Below are 20,255 nucleotides of genomic sequence, written 5' to 3'. Positions count from 1 at the left end.
CTAAAAAATCCCGTTGTATGACTACAACGGGATTTTTTTTATACTCCTTTGCTCCAGGTTGTTTACCCCACGATGTTGATAATTTTTCCTGGCACCACAATTAACTTTTTCGGTTCGCGTCCTTGTAATTGCGCTTGGGTTCTTTCGTCTGCTAAAATTAATTTCTCAATTTCTTCAACACTTAAATCCAAAGGCAATTCAATTTTAAAACGCATTTTCCCATTGAATGAAACTGGGTATTCTTTTGCATCTTCTACTAAGTAACTTGCAACAAACTCAGGAAACGGTTGATCAGCAATCGTCTCTTTGTGTCCGAGCATACTCCATAGTTCTTCTGCAATATGTGGCGCATATGGTGCAACCAAAATCGCCAAAGGCTCTAAGATGGCACGGTGGTGACATTTTTGCTGTCCTAACTCATTTACACAAATCATAAATTGAGAAACCGAAGTATTAAAAGAAAAACCTTCAATATCCTCTTCTACCTTTTTGATCGTTTTGTGCAAAGACTTGTACATCTCTTTTGTTGGTTCTTTATCCACTACCACCACAGCAGTATCATCCGCATACAATCTCCACAGTTTTTTCAAGAAACCAAATACTCCCGAAATACCTGCAGTATTCCATGGCTTTGCCTGCTCCAATGGACCTAAGAACATCTCGTATAAACGAAGCGTATCTGCTCCATACTCCTGGCAAATATCATCTGGATTTACTACGTTGAAATATGACTTAGACATTTTCTCTACTTCGTGTCCAACGATGTATTTTCCGTTCGCATTGCAAATAAAAGTTGCTTCTGCATAGTCAGGTCTCCACGCCTTGAACCCTTCCATATCCAATTCAGACGAGTTATTTACTAACCCAACATAAGCGTATAATTGCTGTACTTTTTCATCTTTAATCATATCTTTTGAAATGAACGTATTCGTTCCTTCCACGCGATATACAAAAGCTGAAGTACCCAAAATCATCCCTTGATTGATCAGTTTAGCAAAAGGTTCCTCTGTCGGTGCCACGCCAATGTCTTTTAAGAATTTATTCCAAAAGCGGCTATACAATAAATGACCTGTTGCGTGCTCACTTCCTCCTATATATAAATCGACGTTTTGCCAGTATTCCAAGGCTTGTTTTGAAGCGATAGCCTCTTCATTTGTAGGATCCATATAACGCATCCAATACCAAGAAGAACCAGCCCATCCAGGCATTGTATTTAGCTCTAATCCAAATACAGTAACTTCATCAATTAAATCATTGGAAACCACTTTGTTATTTACTGTGTCCCAAGCCCAAGTATGCGCATTCCCCAAAGGAGGTTGACCGTCTTCGGTTGGCAAGTACTTTTCAACTTCTGGCAATAGAATAGGCAAATACGCCTTGTCAATCATCTTCGGCAAACCATTGACATAATACACGGGAAATGGTTCCCCCCAATAGCGTTGACGAGAAAACACAGCATCGCGCAAGCGGTAATTTGTTTTCCCTTTTCCTTGCCCTAAAGCTTCGATAGCTTCAATGGCCTTAGCCGAAGCTTCTTTATAAGCTAATCCATTCAAGAAATCTGAATTTTCTAAAACAAATCCCTCTTTTTCTGAAAAAGCCTCTTCGCTAATATCTTGATTAAAAATATTTTTAATTTCAATACCAAAGTGCTTGGCAAACGCATAGTCACGGGTATCACCAGCAGGAACTGCCATCACAGCACCCGTTCCATAACCAGCCAACACATAGTCGCCAATCCAAATTTCAATTGGCTCTTTGGTAAATGGATGTTCAGCATATGCTCCGGTAAATACACCTGAAATCTTTTTCACATCCGCCATACGCTCGCGCTCACTTCGCTTTGAAGTTGCATCGATATACGCTTCTACTGCACCACTTTTTTCTGGCGTTGTAATTTTTCTCACTAAATCGTGCTCCGGTGCCAAAGTCATAAAACTAACACCAAAAATTGTATCAGGGCGCGTGGTAAATACTTCGATCGTTTCCGCTGAATCTTTTACGTTGAACACCACAGCTGCACCTTCCGATTTTCCAATCCAGTTGCGTTGGCTCTCTTTCAAGCTCTCTGTCCAATCAATTGTATTTAGTCCTTCTAGTAAGCGTTCTGCATAAGCTGAGATACGCATACTCCACTGCTTCATTTTCTTGCGCACCACTGGATGACCTCCACGCTCTGACAAACCGTCTTTAATTTCGTCATTCGCCAAAACAGTTCCCAAAGCTGGACACCAGTTTACTTCTGTCTCTGCTAAATACGTCAAACGGTACCCCAATAAGAGGTGCTCTTTTTCTTCTGGAGAAAAAGAAGCCCACTCCTGTGCAGTGAAAGCCACAATCGACTCATCACACACAGCATTAACCGTCGCATTTCCACTTTGTTCAAATAAAGCAATCAAAGTAGCAATCGACTCCGCTTTATCTGACTCCTTATTATACCAGGAATTAAACAACTGAATGAAAATCCACTGGGTGTGTTTATAGTAATCTGCATTTGACGTGCGAATCTCACGAGACCAGTCAAAAGAGAAACCAATTTGATCCAATTGTTCTCTGTAACGCGCAATATTTACTTCTGTTGTAATTGCAGGATGTTGACCCGTTTGAATTGCATATTGCTCTGCAGGTAATCCAAAACTATCGTATCCTTGAGGATGTAATACATTAAATCCTTTGTGTCTTTTATATCGTGCAAAAATATCCGAGGCAATATACCCTAGAGGATGACCTACATGCAGTCCTGCTCCAGAAGGATAAGGAAACATGTCTAGGACATAATACTTAGGTTTATCGGATTGATTTGAGGTTTTAAAAGTTTGATTTTCTTTCCAAAACTTTTGCCATTTTGCTTCGATTTCGCTTGGATTGTATTTCATAGTACAAATATCATTTATTACACCAGTTCTTCTTCGAGGAGCTCGAAAAAAAACGCCATCTTGACGCAAAAATAAACTATATTTATAACAAAGTGAAAACTTTAATTCACTTCCTACCAATAAAACGACTACTCTTTGGGTTTCACACTTTTTCCGATCAGTTCTTTAAGCACATAATCCAAGGCCTCCTCACTGGGAATAGACCTTGTTGGTTGCACGCCGACCTGATCCAATCGGCTAGCGAAAAACACTGCTAAGTTCCTTTTTTTTCCTTCGCGTAAGCAACCTTCTTCAATGACTATCAATCTCCCTTTCTTAAAAGAAGAAGTAGCACATTCCCCCTAAAAATAAAGAAGAAAATAAGGTATGTAGTATAAACCTGCGTTTTTCCGTTTGTTTCATCCCATTTATTAATTGATTTTCAACATCTAAGGCTCAATTTTTGATACATCTAACACCTGTATACCCAAAAGAATCGAAGAACTATACCAATGTAGCAGTATAAAATAAGAATTGAACGAACAAATGCGTATTCTTTGTCCGATCTCATACAAAATACAAAGAAATAAACTATATTTATATCAATTAGAAAAGTTTAATCGTTATTATCTTTTAAAAACACTTTTGTTTTTTAATTTTACAGCTTTAAAAATTGCACTATGACGTCAACGTATGAAAAATACCAAAAGCGAAAACTAATTTCGTCTTATTTTTCTGTGATACTAAGTATATTCTTGGTTCTCTCCTTATTGGGAGCCTTGAGCTTATTTGTCATTAATTCAGAGAGAATTTCGAATAATTTTCGCGAAAATATTCCGATCAATCTTTTTTTTAGTGACAATGCCACCCAAAAAGAGTTTGATTTATTTTCAAAAAAACTAGGCGAAGCACCTTATGTAAAGTCTTTCAAATTTGTTTCTAAAGCAGAAGCGGCCGAGACACAAAAAGAAGATTTAGGAGAGGATTTCCTTGAATTCTTAGGATATAACCCTCTTCAAAACTCGTATGACATCTATATTAATGGAGATTATGTTGTAACCGACAGCTTGGCAAAAATTGAAGCTGAACTACTCAAAACACCGAATATAGCTGAAATAACCTACGATAAACAGCTCGTTGAACTTGTTAATGAAAACATCAAGCGAATTACCAACTGGGTACTGCTCATTGCAGGAGTGCTAACCATTATTTCTATGTTGTTAATCAACAGTTCCCTGCGCTTATTAATTTTCTCCAGTCGTTTTACGATCAAGACTATGCAAATGGTAGGTGCGACTAAGACCTTTATTCGTCGTCCATTCATTTGGCACAGCATGCGTTTGGGGCTTATTGGATCCATTTTAGCCGTTATTGCTCTGGTGGCCTTAACGTTTTATCTCGATCAAAAATTCCCAGATTTAGAGCTTTCGCCTACGACAAACTATATGCCTTTGGTCATCGTGGGACTGGGCTTAATTTTAGCGGGAATTATCATCACAACAATTAGTACATTTTTCGCTACACAGCGATTCTTAAACCTTAAATCAGACGAACTTTATTAAATATGAAAAAAGACAACAACCCTTCTGGCTTTTTGTTTTCCAAACAAAACTACACGTTGCTATTGGCGAGCTTCGCCATTATAGCCCTGAGTTTCATCCTTATGGGAGGTGCTTCGAATGATGACCCAACAAAATTCAATGAAGCCATCTACAGCTTCAGAAGAATTCACCTTGCACCGGCTGTGTTTTTTATCGGTATTGGTGTAGCCATCTATTCCATTTTTAAAAAAGATAAAAAGCAATCATAACAAACTAATTTTATGGATTTAATACAAGCCATCCTTCTAGCTATAGTAGAAGGACTTACGGAATATTTACCAGTTTCATCTACAGCCCACATGATTTTCTTGAGCTCGTATTACGGGATTCAGGATGACGATTTCGTCAAACTCTTCCAAACCGCCATTCAATTTGGAGCAATCTTAGCTGTTGTAGTACTTTACTGGCGTAAGTTTTTTGATTTCACTCGTATTTCGTTCTATAAAAAATTAGTGCTCGCCGTCCTTCCCGCCTTAGTATTAGGGAAAATATTAGACGAAAAAATAGACGCTGTACTTGGAGAAACCATCTACATTGCTATCATGTTAATTGTCGGGGGATTTGTTCTTATTTTCATAGATAAATTCTTCAAAAACCCAAAAACAATACGCGAAGAAGACATTACCGTAAAACAAGCGGTAAGCATTGGATTCTGGCAGTGTTTAGCTATGATGCCAGGAACAAGCCGCTCTGCAGCATCTATCATTGGAGGGATGCAACAAGGGTTATCTCGTCAGGTAGCGGCAGAATTCTCTTTCTTTTTAGCCGTGCCTACCATGGCAGCTGTAACCGTGTATTCGATCGTATTAAAAAAATACGAATCAGGAAAAATGGGGTACGAACTACTTTTCGAAAACAGCGACAACTTAAAATTATTCCTTTTAGGCAACGTTTTAGCGTTTATTGTCTCTATTGTTGCCATTAAATTTTTTATTGGAATTATCAAAAAATACGGATTTAAACCTTGGGGATATTACCGCATCATCGCTGGGATAATCCTACTAGTTTACTTCGGATACTTAAAAAAATAAACATGCAATTTTCAGCAGAAGCATTTCAAGAAGGTCAAGTCTTACTCATTGACAAACCTTTACATTGGTCTTCGTTTCAAGCCGTTAACAAAATTAAATGGCTATTGAAAAAAGAATACGGGCTAAAAAAAATAAAAGTCGGTCACGCCGGAACTTTAGATCCCTTGGCAACAGGATTATTGTTGATTTGCACGGGAAAAGCCACTAAAACCATTACGGAATTACAAGGACAAGAAAAAGAATATACCGGTACAATTCAGCTGGGTGCCACTACACCATCCTATGATTTGGAAACTGAAATCAATCAAACCTTTCCAATCGCGCATATTACGGAGGAGATGATCGAACAAACCCGCGGGAGTTTTCTGGGTACAACCCTACAACGCCCCCCTATTTTCTCCGCCCTTAAAAAAGATGGCAAGCGATTGTACGAACACGCTCGCAAAGGAGAAGAAGTAGAAATTAGCAGCCGTCCAATTAGTATTTCTGACTTTGAACTGACGCGTGTGGCATTACCTGAGATCGACTTTAGAATCGCTTGTTCAAAGGGTACCTATATCCGCTCTATTGCATTTGACTTTGGAGAAAAATTGAACAGTGGAGGGCATCTAACAGCCTTGCGTCGTACTAAAATAGGGGAATATGACGTGAAAAACGCATTGAGTATAGAGGAATTTGAAGACCGTGTAATAGAAAGTGGAGATGGGAAAAGGGAGAAGGAACAACTCCCTCAATAGATGATTATACGACTAAAAAATAATCGACCAAAACTAAAATAACAAGGAGGGTGTCCCAAAAGGACACCCTCTTATGTATTGTATAAAACTCTGATGACGCGCATTTGCACCTACTGCACCTACCTTCCCACGTAGGCCACCTAAAATTCCTCTTTTAATATCTGCCCTAATTTACCTGGTTTACTGGTTACTATTCTTTTACAATCGTTCTTTGCTATTCACAAGCTGCACGAATACACGACAAACCAACATCAGACGAAATTAACCTGAATATCTTCCGCGTTTTTCCACTATTTGGAAAGCAAAAGCACAAATGGGTTTGTTTTTCCGTCAACAAACAATACAAACAACTGTTATTCAGTCGTTTATTTGGTTTGCTTTTACTCTTGTTCGAGTCTTCTTCGACAAACCTTCGTATTTACGGGGGTTTAACCCCCATTTACCGAAGCTGACTCGAACATGACTCGAACAAGACCCAAACAAAACCCAATCCTTTTCCGTTGTACTGCAAGAAACAAAACTCTTTGTCCGATGCCACTGATTGCAAATCCGCGCGATCAGGAAAAAGGAAAAGGAACAACACAACAGATGATTATACGACTAAAAAGTAATCGACCTAGACTAAAACAACAAGAGGCTATACTTTCGTATAGCCTCCTCACATTCATCGTATTAAAGCAATTATTCATTTAAAATTACCTCCTCAAGTTGATTCAACTCTTCAGGTGTAAACATACGATACTGTATTTGAAATGTTTTTTGTTTGGGAATTTCCAAGGAAAAACCGCCCGTTCCGAAACCATCGGCTACGTCTAATGTAAAATGAGTGTGTTTCCAATACTCAAATAAATCGCGATCTACCCAAAAGTCAAAACCACAAACCGCTCCAATTTTCACATCGCGAAGCCTTAAAGGGAAACCTCCTTTGACAAAACACATGGGTTGTGTGCCTTCACAGCATCCTCCAGATTGATAAAACATCAAATCTCCGTGTTCTGCATGCAGTTCTTCAATCAAAGCCTTGGCTTTTTCCGTAACATCAATGCGGCTAATTTTCGACATCTCTTATATATTTTAGAAGAATCCCATTTTTTTCTTGTTGTACGAGATCAACATATTTTTAGTTTGACGGTAGTGGCCGAGCATCATTTTGTGATTTTCACGTCCAATACCAGATTGTTTGTAGCCTCCAAAAGGAGCACCCGCAGGATAATTGTGGTAATTGTTTACCCAAACGCGTCCGGCTTTAATAGCGCGTGGAATTTGGTACAACTGATGTGCATCACGTGTCCACACACCCGCACCTAATCCGTATAGCGTATCATTAGCTATTTCAATGGCTTCTTTTTCATCTTTAAAGGTTGTAACAGCCAATACAGGTCCGAAAATTTCTTCTTGGAATACGCGCATTTTATTGTGTCCTTTTAGCAAGGTAGGTTGGATATAATATCCTTGCTCTAAATCACCCCCTAGGTGATTGACATCCCCTCCTACTAATACTTCAGCGCCTTCTTCTTTTCCAAGTTTAAGGTAGGAACTAATTTTGTCGTATTGCATTTTTGATGCTTGTGCCCCCATCATAGTGGTAGGATCCAATGGATTTCCGACTTTAATTGATTTTACGCGTTCAATAACACGAGCGATAAACTTGTCGTAAATACTTTCTTGGATCAACAAACGCGAAGGACATGTACACACTTCCCCTTGGTTAAACGCAAATAATACAGCCCCTTCAATTGCTTTATCTAGGTATTCATCATCGTGATCCATGACAGACTCAAAAAATACGTTAGGCGATTTCCCTCCTAATTCTAAAGTTACTGGAATGATATTTTCAGTTGCATACTGCATCACCAAACGACCCGTAGCAGTAGAACCAGTAAAAGCTGCTTTGCTAATTTTTGGATTAGCAACTAATTTTTGTCCTAGTTCAGCACCAGATCCATTGACGATATTCACTACACCAGCAGGCAATAAATCACCAATTAACTCCAGTAAGACCAAAATAGAAATTGGAGTATTTTCTGCAGGCTTAAGCACCACACAGTTTCCAGCTGCCAAAGCAGGAGCTAGTTTCCACACCGCCATTAAAATCGGAAAGTTCCAAGGAATAATTTGAGCGACAACGCCTAGGGGTTCGTGTACAATCATCGAAACCGTGTGCTCGTCTAATTCAACTACAGATCCTTCTTCAGCGCGGATCACACCAGCAAAATAACGGAAGTGATCAATTGCCAATGGAATATCGGCATTTAGTGTTTCGCGTAAAGCCTTTCCGTTGTCAATGGTTTCCACTTTTGCGATATACTCCAAGTTTTGCTCCATGCGATCGGCAATGCGAAACAAGATATTACTGCGTTCTGTTGCAGAAGTTTTGCTCCACGTTTCAAAAGCCTTATCTGCTGCGTCAATAGCCAAAATCAAATCTTCCTCCGTAGAGTGAGCCGCCTGCGCAAATACCGTTCCGTTGATTGGAGTAATAGAGTCGAGGTATCTCCCCTTAACAGGTGGTACGAATGCACCTCCAATATAGTTTCCATATTTTTCTTTGAATGCTGGAAATGGAAAATGTTGTGACATATAGTATATTTTTATGGTTAATCCACCTAATATACAATTAATTACAGTTCGTCACTAGTTGAGATCGAATCATTTTATAAACTTTAACAATTCAAAAAAAAGGCTTTTTCCTCGACTAAACCTTGGCCTCTTCGATTGTTTATCTAGGGGGATAGTTCTATTTTTGTACAAACGACAAATGAATATGAGAAAAATAATTGCTTTACTTGGGTTGCTTTGCACCATGAGCTACGCCCAAAAAACGACGTTTAAAGAAGGAGATTTAATCTTTCAAAACCTAAAATGTGGTCCTCTATGTGATGCGATTAACGAAGTGACCTTTGGACACGAAGGATTAAATTTTAACCACATTGGAATGGTCGTTGAGCACGAAGGATCCCTTCAAGTGATTGAAGCCACTTGGCCAGAAGTTTGCCTCACCCCATTGAATGAATTTTTAGCCAAAACACCAGAAACGATGTATTTGGGAAGGCTATTAGCGCGATATGAGAAGTTAATTCCCCAAGCGAAGGCCTTTGCCTTACAACAAATTGGCACTCCCTATGACGACAATTACCTCTATGCCAACGGCAAATACTATTGTTCAGAATTGCTGTACGACGCCTTTAAATCGGCGAATAAAAACAAAGAGTTCTTTCACCTTTATCCGATGACGTATCGTTCAAAATATACAGGAGAAACTTTCCCCGTTTGGGCGGATTACTTTGAGAAATTAGGTCAAGTCATCCCTGAAGGTGCATTAGGATGCAATCCTGCAGGGATGTCTTTGTCCAAAAACATCACTATTGTCGGACCTATCGTACAATAGTGATTGTATTATTACTTTATTGATCAATATCGGTCATCAGCGCAGCCACTTCTTGTTGCACTTGTTGACCTTTATTTTTTGTATACCATTTGTTTAACGCAATGATTCCATCTTCGTCAAACTTGCCGTGTTCTGCTTTGTAGTCGTTGACCAACTGTACCGCATCAGCAGGGCGAGGTCCCCAATCACCAAGTACTTCTCTACTTTCTTTATTGACAATTAGCAACTTGGGAATCGCTCTTCCTCCATTGGTAAGGTATTGATCCATCAGATCTAAATTTTGATCGCGAAACACAATGCGCAAATCCACTTTATCGGTAATAGCAGCCATTTTATTCAACATAGGTACCGATTGAGCAGCATCCCCGCACCAACTCTCAGAAATCACTAACCAGATGTACTCCTTGTTAAGATTTTCCATAACTTCTGCCACTTCAGGCTCTACGTTTAGGGTTTTGTCCAAGCGATGCAAGCGCGCTTCATTTAATTCAGCATAAGGCAAATAATCAGCTGTTAGTTGGAGTTTCTCCGGATTATTTTGCAAAGCCTCTGTTACATAGGAACGAAATGCATCATACGTAAAACTATTATTCAATACATTTTGGTCGACTTTGTTCATTTTTGTGTAATTTTATTAGTTTGAATTCAAAGTTAATCTTTTAAACACAAATCTTTCAATACTTTTATTTATGATCACACCTAAAATAGGTTTGGCTTTGTCTGGAGGTGGCTATAAGGGGATTGCACATGCAGGTGTTCTTTCCTTTTTAGTAGAACAAGAAATTCAACCTAAAATCTTGGCAGGAACAAGCGCAGGTTCAATTGTAGCCTGCTTGTATGCAATGGGCTTGACTCCACGTGAAATTTTGGATTTTTTCAAGTCGGTCAATATTTTAAATTGGCATTTTTTCACGTTTAAGAAAGCGGGACTTATTGATTCGAATGCATTTGAAAAGTATTTGTTTTCCGTGTTCGAAAACCGTACCCTCGATGACTTGCCGATCAAAGTATTGGTGAATACCACTGATATTGCCAAAGGGGAAGTCCACGTGTTTAGTCCTACTACCCGAGTAATCGACGCTATACTGGCTTCCAGTGCGTTTCCTGCTATATTTTCTCCTCATACGATTGACGATCAATTGTTCAGTGATGGTGGGATCCTCAATAATTTTGCGACAGATTTAATTCGAAAGGACTGCGACTTTTTAATCGGGAGCAATGTATGTCCGATCGAACAGCTGGAGAAGAAAAACCTCAATTCACTGCGCTCGGTTGCGATTCGCGCCTATGATTTAATGGCTGCTAATCACAATCGAACCCAATCAGCTTTATGCGATTGGTTAATTGAATCCCATCACATTACACAATATTCAACCTTTGAGCGCAATAAGCAGCGGATGGATGAAATATTTGAGTTGGGATACCAAGCGGCAGCGAGAACCTTTAAAATTCATCAGGATAAATTCGCAAAAGCTATTTTATAGTAGTATATAATCTTTATATTTGCAAAACTTTAAAAATATCATATCCATGAAATATAAAAGAATTCTGCTTAAATTAAGTGGAGAAGCTTTAATGGGAGAGAATCAATATGGCATTGACCCTAAGAGATTAGCTGAGTACGCAGCTGAAGTAAAAAAAGTACATGATTTGGGTGTTGAAATAGCTATTGTTATTGGTGGTGGTAATATTTTTAGAGGAGTAGCTGGTGCAAGTGTGGGTATGGATCGCGTTCAAGGCGATTATATGGGGATGCTTGCTACCATCATCAACGGTATGGCACTTCAAGGCGCATTAGAAGATGCGGGCATGCTTACTCGTTTGCAAACAGCCTTAAAAATCGAAGCAGTAGCTGAGCCTTACATCAAGCGAAGAGCGGTTCGTCACTTAGAAAAAGGACGTATTGTTATTTTTGGTGCAGGAACAGGAAACCCTTACTTCACAACTGATACAGCGGCTGTATTGCGCGGCGTTGAAATCAATGCCGATGTTATTTTAAAAGGAACACGTGTTGACGGCGTGTACAATGCAGATCCAGAAAAAGATCCTACAGCAGTTAAATTTGAAAAAATCACTTTTAGCGACGTACTAACTAAAGGATTGAATGTCATGGACACCACAGCATTTACCTTGAGTAGAGAAAACGAATTACCTATTGTGGTATTCGACATGAATAAAGAAAATAATTTACTAAAAGTTTGCAAAGGAGATGATACAGTAGGAACTACTGTTTCCGTAAACCTTAATTAATAAACGTTATGACAGAAGAAATCGATTTAATTATTGCGAGTGCAAAAGAGGCAATGGACGGTTCTATTGCTCACTTAGAAAAATCGTTATTAAATATTCGTGCAGGAAAAGCATCACCGCAAATGCTTGGTAGTGTTTTTGTGGACTACTACGGTTCTCAAACGCCACTTTCTCAAGTAGCGAGTGTAAACGTTCCCGATGCACGTACGTTAACTGTTACTCCATGGGAGAAAAGCATGTTACAACCAATTGAAAAAGCAATTATGATTGCCAATCTTGGGTTGAATCCAATGAATAATGGAGAAAACATTATCATCAATATTCCTGCGTTAACAGAAGAAAGACGTAAAGAATTAGTAAAACAGGCTAAAGCAGAAACAGAAGATGCCAAAATTGGTATTCGAAATGCGCGTAAAGACGCTAACAACGATATCAAAAAAGAAGAAAAAAATGGTGTTTCTGAAGACGTTTGTAAAGAAGCTGAAGAGCAAGTACAAAAGTTAACAGATGCTTTTGTGAAAAAGATTGATGAAATCTTAGTGAGAAAAGAAGAAGAAATTCTTAAAGTATAAAGAAAGCCCGCTGATGCGGGCTTTTTTAATTTATATACTTTTCTGATATTTTAAGCTACTTCTTCTACTTTTCAAATGAACGCCAATTCAAAACCATATAAAAAGCTAGTTTTGGTGTGTAATCTTTGATGAATAACCCGTTTATTTACATCAATATCTATTGTTTTTTTAGTACATTTGTTCGTATTTCAATTCAAAGATTTGATCTACTAGGTAATAAAAATATAATCAAAAATGAAACACACCAAAATTATCGATCTGCTTACCGGAAAGGCACTTTTGCATGAAGTAAAAGCGAAAGGCTGGGTAAAAACATTTAGAAACAACCAATTTATTGCTTTAAATGACGGATCGACAATCAATAACATTCAATGTGTTGTTGACTTAGATAAGTTTCCTGCTGAGTTATTAAAAAAGATTCACACAGGAGCAGCTATTTCTGTAAGAGGTACCTTAATTGAAAGTAGAGGAGCTGGGCAAAATGTAGAAATCCAAGTTGAAAACTTAAAAGTTTATGGTGAATCGAATCCAGAGGAATACCCAATTCAGCCGAAAAAACACTCTTTAGAGTTTTTACGTGAAAATGCGCATTTGCGAATTAGAACGAATATTTTTGGTGCGATTATGCGTGTAAGAAGTACGTTATCGTACGCGGTACACAAGTATTTCCAAGACAATGGTTTCTTCTACTTCAATGCGCCGATCATCACGGGTTCGGATGCAGAAGGTGCTGGAGAAATGTTTAAAGTAACAAATTTCAATTTAAATAAGCTGCCAAAAAAAGAGGATGGAAGCGTTGATTTTTCTGAAGACTTCTTTGGAAAGGCGACGAATCTAACGGTTTCAGGACAGCTAGAAGCAGAGACCTATGCCATGGCACTTGGTTCGGTTTATACCTTCGGACCTACTTTCCGCGCAGAAAACTCAAATACTTCGCGTCACTTAGCTGAATTCTGGATGATTGAACCTGAAGTTGCCTTCAACAAATTGGCGGACAACATGGATCTAGCAGAAGATTTCATCAAGTATGTAATCAACTACACCCTAGAAAAATGTCCGGATGATTTAGCCTTTTTACAAACTCGTTTACTAGAGGAAGAAAAGAATAAACCACAAGCAGAACGCAGTGAAATGGCTTTGCTTGAAAAACTTCGCTTTATCACAGAAAACAATTTCAAGCGCGTTAGTTATACAGAAGCTATTGATATTTTAAAAGCGTCTAAACCGAATAAAAACAAGAAGTTCAACTATATCATTGAAGAATGGGGTGCTGATTTACAAAGTGAGCACGAGCGTTATTTAGTTGAAAAACACTTCAAATGTCCGGTAATCTTATTTGATTATCCTGCAGATATCAAAGCCTTCTACATGCGTATGAATGAAGATGGTAAAACGGTTCGCGCTATGGATATCTTATTCCCTGGAATTGGAGAAATTGTAGGTGGTTCAGAACGCGAGGAACGCTATGAGGTTTTATTGGACAAAATTGAGAAAATGGGCATTGATAAAGAGGAACTATGGTGGTACCTAGACACGCGTAAATTCGGTACAGCTCCACACAGTGGATTTGGACTAGGATTCGAGCGTTTAGTGCTATTCGTTACTGGAATGACAAACATCAGAGACGTGATTCCTTTCCCTAGAACGCCTCAAAATGCAGCGTTTTAATTATTCATAAAAAGAAACCCTTTAAATGTTTACTTTTATCGTTTTTTTTCTGTAAATTAGGAAGAACAATGATTAAAAGTAAACATTTTTATTTCGTTAATTTTATTTAGCATGCTAAAACAAAGTTTACAACTTAAACTATCCCAAAAACTATCTCCTCAACAAATCCAGTTGATGAAGCTGATTCAATTACCTACTTTAGCCTTTGAACAACGGTTGAAAGAGGAGTTAATTGAAAATCCCGCTTTAGAAACAGGTAAAGAAGATTCAACTGATGAGTTTGATAGCTTGGACAATGAGTTCGACGATTTTGACAGCGAGCGCATCGACGCAGAAGACATCAATATTGATGACTACTTGAGCGATGATGAAATTCCCGATTATAAATTACAGGCGAACAACTACAGTTCGGATGATGAGGACTATGAAGCCCCAATTATTGCAACAGAATCATTTCACCAAAACCTCATCAATCAATTAAACACCTTTATCCTTTCGGAAGAGGCGCGCATCATTGCAGAATTTTTAGTGGGCAGTGTTGATGAAATGGGCTATCTCCGCAGAGAGGTTCAAGACATCGTTGATGATCTTGCGTTTACTCAAGGTGTTTATACCGATACAGAAACGGTAGAACAGATCCTAGCTCTTGTACACGAATTAGAACCGATCGGAGTGGGTGCACGTAACCTACAAGAGTGTTTATTGTTGCAACTCAAACACAAAACTCCAACCGACGCCATTACAGTAGCCAAAGATATCATTGAAAATCAATTCGATGCCTTTACCAAAAAACATTACGACAAGTTGTTGTCGCGCTACAATATTACCAAAGATCAATTGCGCAAAGCGATTGACGAAATTGAAAAACTCAACCCCAAACCCGGGGGGGCCTATACTGGTACCAATCGATATATCGAACAGGTCATTCCCGATTTTACAATCAAAATTGTCGATGGCGAAATTGAATTGACCTTAAACAATCGAAATGCGCCTGAACTTCACATTTCTCGTGATTACCAAGAGATGTTGCAGACCTATAAAGACTCAACACAAGCCAGTGCTTCTCAAAAAGACGCCGTACAATTCATCAAGCAAAAGTTAGATGGGGCTAAGTGGTTTATCGACGCCATCAAACAGCGTCAAGAAACGTTATATGTGACAATGAGCGCCATTGTACACTACCAAGAAGAATATTTTTTAACTGGAGATGAAACTAAACTAAAACCGATGATTCTCAAAGATATCGCCGATTTAGTTGGCCTAGATATTTCTACTATTTCTCGTGTTGCCAACAGCAAATACGTCGAAACTCCCTATGGAACGAAATTGATCAAAAACTTCTTCTCTGAAGCAATGATGAACGACCAAGGAGAAGAAGTATCAACCATTGAAATCAAAAAAATATTGGAAACGATTATCTCAGAAGAGGACAAGAAAAAACCATATCCTGATGATAAATTAGCTGAATTACTCAAAGAAAAAGGCTATCCCATTGCAAGGCGAACGATTGCAAAATACCGCGAACAACTGGATATTCCCGTTGCGCGTATGAGAAAGAGAATTTAAAAAACGGAAAATCAGATTAAAAAAGACTGAAAAACAAACGATACCGCTAAAAATGGTCGGCAATTATGAAAAAATTAGCTCAACTTGTTTCCTATCTTTTTCATCCCATAGTATTGCCTTTACAGACGGTTGGGTTGTATTTTATTATCGAGTACTACTATTTTACTCCGATAGAACTATCCATTATCCTAAGTCAAGTGGCTATCGTTACTTTTTTTATTCCCATCTCTATCTACTATTTGATGCGTTCTTTGCGCGTACTCAAATCCAGTGTAATGGTCAGTGATACCAAAGAGCGCATTTTTCCATTTGCCATCAATATTGCTTTGCTTTACGTCCTTAAAACACTGGTATTATACAACAATAGTGCCTATGAGTTAAAGCTGTATTTTTGGGGGTTAATCGTCACCTACTCCCTTTTGTTACTAGGCGCAATCTTTAGGCAAAAATTCAGCGTACACACGGCTATGCTCACAGGAGGCTTAACGTTCTTCACGCTTTTGCTCATTCACCAAAAAACCCCAGCTTTAATTTTGTTGATTAGTTGTATTCTCATCACGGGATTAACGGCGAGTGCCCGCTTGTATTTGCGTGCACATACCTCCTATGAGGTGATTGTTGGTGGGTTGATTGGCCTACTGCCTCAACTGGCTTGTTGGGTGCTTTTACGGCCATAAAAAAAAGAGCTTGAAAGCTCTTTCCTTATAAAATATAAAAGATAACGCCGACTTTAAACAGGCGTAACTTCTCAGGATCGTTTTTAATTGGAGCGTCTTTGTAGATGGTATTTAACCCGTAATAGGCGTAAAAATTCCAAGTATTAAACCCAGCACCTACATACATACCAAACAGCCATTTGTTGATGTTGTCATCGCCGCGTAAGGTTACCGAGTATTCATCTGTAGATGTTTTCAATCGACTCCCCATAACATAGCTGGCTTTAACTCCTACATAGGCACGCCAAAACTTATGGCTAGCAGGGGTTGAATTTCGCCAACGCAATTCAAGGGGAAAATCTAGCATATGCAGCGACAGACTATTTCGCTTTTGATTGTCTACTACGGTATAGGCTCCGTCTGCTGTTAGACCAAAGTTATTGCGCAAATTCTGATACGAAAATCCAACACCCGGTGCAAGGGCGATCGTTCGGCTTTTATTGAGGGGAAAATCTCTCAAAAAACCAAAATCAACCCCAAGTGAAACAGTACTAGAAGCATAACCTTTGGGTTTTCCCTGCATTAGATTGTGAGAAATTCCAAAGTAAAACTGATCTTCTCTATACTTAAAATCTAGTGCTGCTATGCTATCCTGTTTACGGGTTACTTCATCTACTTCCACTTGTTGTGCAAAAGAAAAAGAACTGATCAAACAGAAAAAACAAAGGAAATAAAGATGCTTCATAGCGCTAATTTATAAAATTAAAACGAATAGACTAAGCCTACTCCTAAGGTTTGTTTAAATTGGATTTTAGGTCCTTCAATCACCTGTACTCCACCGCGTTCCACTTTGTTTTTTACGTTGTCGTCATAGATTAAGTTAATCCCTACATTGGCGCGAACAAAGTTATTGACCTTCATATCCAGTTTCAAATCCCACATGACATCAATATTGCCAAATTGATCGATATAATCACTGTATAACGTCAATTTTGTATCAATAAATATATTGTTAAACACTTCTTTTTTCCATTCTGTACTCACCAATAGACCCACCTCAGCTTTGGAGCGCTTTCCATGCCTTAGTATGTTGCCATCCTCGTCTTTGATTGCGGGATCGACACCAAATGCACCTTGATCTGCCAAGGTTTGATCATTGACGAATGTTGCTTTATACGTCAGTGGTGAAATATAGTATTTAATTCCGGTTTTGGAATCCATATACTCTCCCCCGACCCCGACAAAGAGGTAAGCAGGTGCTAACCAGCGAGAGACCGGATTATCTGTATTGGGATAGTTAAATCCATCAGTAAATTGCGTTCTAAAATTTAGCTTGGACACATAGTACCAATCCGAGGCGGCTGAGGATTTATATCCAAAGGTAGAGTTGAGCTCTAGGACATCATCCGATTTGCGCAACTCCCGATCGGACTGCTTATTTACCCCATAGCGCACGTTTAACGTATTATCCCAGATCATACGTCCTTTGATATACTTTCTGCTAAAATCTCCTTTTAGCAAGCCCGCAATGGAATTATCCCCTCCAGCACTCCAATTGACAAAGGCAATTTGGTTAAAATCCAATCCCACTTTATTTGTCTTCTCCCAATATCCAATGATTTCATTGTTTACCGGAATAGCAGACAGTTCGATTTGCGGATTAAACTTCGTTTTTATAGCACTGTACTTGGGCTTACTGCGTTCAACGAAAACTTCGGGTTTAAAAAAAGCCAAGTCTTCTCTACTGCCAAGATTCATATAACTCAATAACAAATCTTCTTCTGCGTAGTTTTTACGCGGTAAAAAATTCATCAAAGGGTTAAACGGATTTTCTTGTACTTTTATCGTATCCTGAGCGACCAGGGTATCGGATTGTGCCTTTGGCAGTTCAACAGTAGTTGAGCCTACTTGTGCAAAACTAGTCCCGGTGTACAACCCTATAACGATAGAAAAAAAAGCAATCTTTCCTAAATTATTCAAAACTTATCTCTAATTAATTTTACAATTGAATCTACATCTATACCACAAATTTGCTGCTGTTCCAATACAGTACCGTGTTCGATAAACACATCGGGAACACCTAAATTCTCAACTAAGAGCTCAGGGTAATGCTGGGATACAAATTGGGCTATACTACTTCCAAAACCACCTTTAACTGTGCCATCTTCAATGGTCACCACTTGCACATGACTTTTACATATTTCGTGCAATCGCTGCTCATTCAACGGTTTAACAAACAAAAAATGTTCGTGTGTCCAAGCGTTGGTTTCACATTGTTCAAAGGCTTGTATGACATTATTTCCTATTACTCCTGTTGAAATTATGGCAAATTTATCGCCTTTTCTTAAGTTTTTAGTTATTGATACGTTAAGTTTTTCAAAACCCACGCGCCAATCGGACTGCTTTACTCCTTTTCCTCTAGGATAGCGAATGGCCCAAGGTGTATCAATTCCCAATTGTACGGTGTACAACAACTGCCTCAACTCGACCTCGTCCAACGGAGCGGCAATCACCATATTGGGAATGCAATTCAAATAGGCTAGATCAAATACACCTTGATGAGTAGCTCCATCCTCTCCGACTAAACCTGCGCGATCGAGACAAAAGACAACGGGTAGTTTTTGCAAAGCCACATCGTGAATTAACTGATCGTATGCGCGCTGTAAAAAAGTAGAATAAATGGCACAATAGGGAATGAGTCCCTGCGTTGCCATACCTGCCGCTAAGGTAACTGCATGTTGTTCGGCAATTCCCACGTCCAAGGCGCGATCAGGAAAAGCATCCATCATATATTTCATGGAACTTCCCGTTGGCATAGCAGGTGTAATCCCTACAATGAGAGGGTTTTGTTCAGCTAATTCAACCAAGGTATGCCCAAAGACATCTTGGTATTTAGCGGGATATTCCTTTTCTTGTTTGATGATCAATTCCCCTGTTGCACTGTCAAACTTACCTGGTGCGTGGTATTTTACTTGATTCTCCTCCGCTTGTTTTAACCCTTTACCTTTGGTAGTAATTACGTGTAAAAACTTGGGCCCCCTGTGCTTTTTCAACTTAGTCAACTCCTTGATTAACAGTTTTAAATCGTGTCCATCTACGGGACCTCTATAGTCAAAATGCAAGGATTTAATCATGTTGTTTCGCTTGTGGTTTCGCCCTTCTTTTACGGAAGTTAAATAATCTTTTAACGCTCCAACACTGGGGTCAATTCCTATGGCGTTATCATTTAGCACAACCAACATATTAGCATCACTGACTCCTGCGTGATTCAACCCTTCGAAGGCCATACCTGCCGCAATAGAGGCATCGCCAATCACCGCAATATGTTGTTTCTCAGGCTCCCCTTTTAGTTTAGAGGCAATCGCCATTCCCAAAACAGCAGAAATAGACGTAGACGAATGCCCGACGCCAAAAACGTCATATTGACTTTCTTCTCTGTGCGGAAACCCACTAATGCCCCCTTTTTGTCGGTTGGTGTGAAACACGCCCTGACGCCCTGTGAGCAATTTGTGTCCGTAGGCTTGATGTCCAACATCCCAAACCAATAAATCATTCGGGGTATCAAAAACGTAGTGCAAGGCAATTGTCAATTCAACAACGCCCAAACTCGCACCTAAATGTCCTTCTTTGGTGGCTACAACATCAATAATAAATCGTCGAATTTCAACCGCTAAGTCTTCCAACTGAGCGATACTCAGTTTCCTCAGGTCTGAAGGATCTTTGATTTGTTCTAATAACATAAGCCCTATTACTATTCTTTTGTGAAAAACAAAATTACAACTTTGTTTTTAGTATTAGCTGTTTCCCTTGAATCAAGACCGAATTTTTCTATCAATAGACCTAAGGATGTGATCTAGTAAAAAATACTTCGCTCCTCTTTATCATCCAGCATGCAAAATATTTGTTCCATAAACAACCTGGATGCACTATT

At 39.0% G+C, this 20,255-nt stretch carries 19 protein-coding genes; 12 read left to right on the top strand and 7 right to left on the bottom strand.

Features of this window, described 5'->3' with window-relative positions:
* Nucleotides 1–62: 62 nt before the first annotated feature.
* Nucleotides 63–2,876 carry a leucine--tRNA ligase gene (leuS, locus tag H4K35_RS01085; protein WP_182625540.1) on the bottom strand — a complete coding sequence of 938 codons (2,814 nt, stop codon included), beginning with the start codon at nucleotides 2,874–2,876 and terminating at the stop codon, nucleotides 63–65.
* A 659-nt stretch (nucleotides 2,877–3,535) separates the two neighbouring features.
* On the opposite strand from leuS, the gene H4K35_RS01080 reads away from it, so the two are divergent.
* The 5 genes from H4K35_RS01080 to H4K35_RS01060 all read left to right on the top strand — a co-directional run bounded on the left by H4K35_RS01080 (nucleotide 3,536) and on the right by H4K35_RS01060 (nucleotide 6,917).
* On the top strand, nucleotides 3,536–4,417 hold the full coding sequence (locus H4K35_RS01080) for an ABC transporter permease (protein WP_182625539.1): 882 nt from the start codon (nucleotides 3,536–3,538) through the stop codon (nucleotides 4,415–4,417).
* A gap of 2 nt (nucleotides 4,418–4,419) precedes the next feature.
* Nucleotides 4,420–4,665, top strand: a complete 246-nt coding sequence (locus H4K35_RS01075; RefSeq protein ID WP_182625538.1) for a DUF3098 domain-containing protein — start codon at nucleotides 4,420–4,422, stop codon at nucleotides 4,663–4,665.
* Between the two features lie 12 nt (nucleotides 4,666–4,677).
* Nucleotides 4,678–5,487, top strand: a complete 810-nt coding sequence (locus tag H4K35_RS01070) for an undecaprenyl-diphosphate phosphatase (RefSeq protein WP_182625537.1) — start codon at nucleotides 4,678–4,680, stop codon at nucleotides 5,485–5,487.
* A 2-nt stretch (nucleotides 5,488–5,489) separates the two neighbouring features.
* Nucleotides 5,490–6,224: a tRNA pseudouridine(55) synthase TruB gene (gene truB / locus H4K35_RS01065; RefSeq protein WP_182625536.1), complete on the top strand. Its 735-nt coding sequence runs from the start codon at nucleotides 5,490–5,492 to the stop codon at nucleotides 6,222–6,224.
* A gap of 531 nt (nucleotides 6,225–6,755) precedes the next feature.
* Nucleotides 6,756–6,917: a hypothetical protein gene (locus H4K35_RS01060; RefSeq protein WP_182625535.1), complete on the top strand. Its 162-nt coding sequence runs from the start codon at nucleotides 6,756–6,758 to the stop codon at nucleotides 6,915–6,917.
* On the opposite strand, the gene H4K35_RS01055 is transcribed toward H4K35_RS01060, so the two are convergent.
* Nucleotides 6,906–7,286, bottom strand: coding sequence for a DUF779 domain-containing protein (locus H4K35_RS01055; protein WP_182625534.1), 381 nt, complete (start codon nucleotides 7,284–7,286; stop codon nucleotides 6,906–6,908). The two genes, H4K35_RS01060 and H4K35_RS01055, sit on opposite strands and share 12 nt — an antisense overlap.
* 12 nt (nucleotides 7,287–7,298) lie before the next feature.
* On the bottom strand, nucleotides 7,299–8,804 hold the full coding sequence (locus H4K35_RS01050) for an aldehyde dehydrogenase family protein (protein WP_182625533.1): 1,506 nt from the start codon (nucleotides 8,802–8,804) through the stop codon (nucleotides 7,299–7,301).
* Between the two features lie 184 nt (nucleotides 8,805–8,988).
* Here H4K35_RS01050 and H4K35_RS01045 point away from each other — a divergent pair, with 184 nt between their 5' ends.
* On the top strand, nucleotides 8,989–9,612 hold the full coding sequence (locus H4K35_RS01045) for a YiiX/YebB-like N1pC/P60 family cysteine hydrolase (RefSeq protein WP_182625532.1): 624 nt from the start codon (nucleotides 8,989–8,991) through the stop codon (nucleotides 9,610–9,612).
* 16 nt (nucleotides 9,613–9,628) lie between these two features.
* Here H4K35_RS01045 and H4K35_RS01040 read toward each other — a convergent pair whose 3' ends face one another.
* Nucleotides 9,629–10,231, bottom strand: a complete 603-nt coding sequence (locus H4K35_RS01040) for a thioredoxin family protein (RefSeq protein ID WP_182625531.1) — start codon at nucleotides 10,229–10,231, stop codon at nucleotides 9,629–9,631.
* 70 nt (nucleotides 10,232–10,301) lie between these two features.
* On the opposite strand from H4K35_RS01040, the gene H4K35_RS01035 reads away from it, so the two are divergent.
* The 6 genes from H4K35_RS01035 to H4K35_RS01010 all read left to right on the top strand — a co-directional run bounded on the left by H4K35_RS01035 (nucleotide 10,302) and on the right by H4K35_RS01010 (nucleotide 16,345).
* A complete protein-coding gene (locus H4K35_RS01035; protein WP_182625530.1) occupies nucleotides 10,302–11,096 on the top strand; it encodes a patatin-like phospholipase family protein in 795 nt (264 codons plus the stop codon).
* A gap of 46 nt (nucleotides 11,097–11,142) precedes the next feature.
* Nucleotides 11,143–11,862: a UMP kinase gene (gene pyrH, locus H4K35_RS01030; protein WP_182625529.1), complete on the top strand. Its 720-nt coding sequence runs from the start codon at nucleotides 11,143–11,145 to the stop codon at nucleotides 11,860–11,862.
* 8 nt (nucleotides 11,863–11,870) lie between these two features.
* Nucleotides 11,871–12,434: a ribosome recycling factor gene (frr, locus tag H4K35_RS01025; protein ID WP_182625528.1), complete on the top strand. Its 564-nt coding sequence runs from the start codon at nucleotides 11,871–11,873 to the stop codon at nucleotides 12,432–12,434.
* A 234-nt stretch (nucleotides 12,435–12,668) separates the two neighbouring features.
* The gene (gene asnS / locus H4K35_RS01020; protein WP_182625527.1) at nucleotides 12,669–14,102 is read left to right on the top strand and encodes an asparagine--tRNA ligase; all 1,434 of its coding nucleotides are present in this window, start codon (nucleotides 12,669–12,671) and stop codon (nucleotides 14,100–14,102) included.
* 111 nt (nucleotides 14,103–14,213) lie between these two features.
* Nucleotides 14,214–15,668, top strand: a complete 1,455-nt coding sequence (rpoN, locus tag H4K35_RS01015; protein ID WP_182625526.1) for an RNA polymerase factor sigma-54 — start codon at nucleotides 14,214–14,216, stop codon at nucleotides 15,666–15,668.
* Nucleotides 15,669–15,733: 65 nt separating this feature from the next.
* Nucleotides 15,734–16,345 carry a hypothetical protein gene (locus H4K35_RS01010; RefSeq protein WP_182625525.1) on the top strand — a complete coding sequence of 204 codons (612 nt, stop codon included), beginning with the start codon at nucleotides 15,734–15,736 and terminating at the stop codon, nucleotides 16,343–16,345.
* Between the two features lie 25 nt (nucleotides 16,346–16,370).
* On the opposite strand, the gene H4K35_RS01005 is transcribed toward H4K35_RS01010, so the two are convergent.
* Genes H4K35_RS01005 through H4K35_RS00995 form a run of 3 tightly spaced genes read right to left on the bottom strand, consistent with a single transcriptional unit; the run spans nucleotide 16,371 to nucleotide 20,064 of the window.
* Nucleotides 16,371–17,069: a porin family protein gene (locus H4K35_RS01005; protein WP_182625524.1), complete on the bottom strand. Its 699-nt coding sequence runs from the start codon at nucleotides 17,067–17,069 to the stop codon at nucleotides 16,371–16,373.
* 17 nt (nucleotides 17,070–17,086) lie between these two features.
* Complete coding sequence (locus H4K35_RS01000) at nucleotides 17,087–18,304, bottom strand: DUF3078 domain-containing protein (protein WP_182625523.1); 1,218 nt, start codon at nucleotides 18,302–18,304, stop codon at nucleotides 17,087–17,089.
* Nucleotides 18,301–20,064 carry a 1-deoxy-D-xylulose-5-phosphate synthase gene (locus H4K35_RS00995; RefSeq protein WP_182625522.1) on the bottom strand — a complete coding sequence of 588 codons (1,764 nt, stop codon included), beginning with the start codon at nucleotides 20,062–20,064 and terminating at the stop codon, nucleotides 18,301–18,303. Before H4K35_RS00995 ends, H4K35_RS01000 begins: the two co-directional genes overlap by 4 nt.
* Nucleotides 20,065–20,255: the final 191 nt, after the last annotated feature.

The organism is Myroides sp. NP-2 (genome assembly GCF_014145665.1).
Lineage (GTDB): Bacteria > Bacteroidota > Bacteroidia > Flavobacteriales > Flavobacteriaceae > Flavobacterium.
The sequence above is the reverse complement of the archived record's forward strand: the minus strand, read 5'-3'. Positions and strand labels throughout refer to the sequence as shown.

What these genes read in the sequence shown, in the direction of transcription:
- H4K35_RS01080 (WP_182625539.1), top strand. Translation starts at nt 3,536, where the DNA reads ATGACGTCAACGTATGAAAAATACCAAAAGCGAAAACTAATTTCGTCT.
- asnS (WP_182625527.1), top strand. Translation starts at nt 12,669, where the DNA reads ATGAAACACACCAAAATTATCGATCTGCTTACCGGAAAGGCACTTTTG.
- frr (WP_182625528.1), top strand. Translation starts at nt 11,871, where the DNA reads ATGACAGAAGAAATCGATTTAATTATTGCGAGTGCAAAAGAGGCAATG.
- H4K35_RS01075 (WP_182625538.1), top strand. Translation starts at nt 4,420, where the DNA reads ATGAAAAAAGACAACAACCCTTCTGGCTTTTTGTTTTCCAAACAAAAC.
- H4K35_RS01055 (WP_182625534.1), bottom strand. Translation starts at nt 7,286, where the DNA reads ATGTCGAAAATTAGCCGCATTGATGTTACGGAAAAAGCCAAGGCTTTG.
- H4K35_RS01070 (WP_182625537.1), top strand. Translation starts at nt 4,678, where the DNA reads ATGGATTTAATACAAGCCATCCTTCTAGCTATAGTAGAAGGACTTACG.
- H4K35_RS01035 (WP_182625530.1), top strand. Translation starts at nt 10,302, where the DNA reads ATGATCACACCTAAAATAGGTTTGGCTTTGTCTGGAGGTGGCTATAAG.
- pyrH (WP_182625529.1), top strand. Translation starts at nt 11,143, where the DNA reads ATGAAATATAAAAGAATTCTGCTTAAATTAAGTGGAGAAGCTTTAATG.
- truB (WP_182625536.1), top strand. Translation starts at nt 5,490, where the DNA reads ATGCAATTTTCAGCAGAAGCATTTCAAGAAGGTCAAGTCTTACTCATT.
- H4K35_RS01050 (WP_182625533.1), bottom strand. Translation starts at nt 8,804, where the DNA reads ATGTCACAACATTTTCCATTTCCAGCATTCAAAGAAAAATATGGAAAC.
- leuS (WP_182625540.1), bottom strand. Translation starts at nt 2,876, where the DNA reads ATGAAATACAATCCAAGCGAAATCGAAGCAAAATGGCAAAAGTTTTGG.
- H4K35_RS01045 (WP_182625532.1), top strand. Translation starts at nt 8,989, where the DNA reads ATGAGAAAAATAATTGCTTTACTTGGGTTGCTTTGCACCATGAGCTAC.
- H4K35_RS01005 (WP_182625524.1), bottom strand. Translation starts at nt 17,069, where the DNA reads ATGAAGCATCTTTATTTCCTTTGTTTTTTCTGTTTGATCAGTTCTTTT.
- H4K35_RS00995 (WP_182625522.1), bottom strand. Translation starts at nt 20,064, where the DNA reads ATGTTATTAGAACAAATCAAAGATCCTTCAGACCTGAGGAAACTGAGT.
- H4K35_RS01060 (WP_182625535.1), top strand. Translation starts at nt 6,756, where the DNA reads ATGCCACTGATTGCAAATCCGCGCGATCAGGAAAAAGGAAAAGGAACA.
- rpoN (WP_182625526.1), top strand. Translation starts at nt 14,214, where the DNA reads ATGCTAAAACAAAGTTTACAACTTAAACTATCCCAAAAACTATCTCCT.
- H4K35_RS01010 (WP_182625525.1), top strand. Translation starts at nt 15,734, where the DNA reads ATGAAAAAATTAGCTCAACTTGTTTCCTATCTTTTTCATCCCATAGTA.
- H4K35_RS01040 (WP_182625531.1), bottom strand. Translation starts at nt 10,231, where the DNA reads ATGAACAAAGTCGACCAAAATGTATTGAATAATAGTTTTACGTATGAT.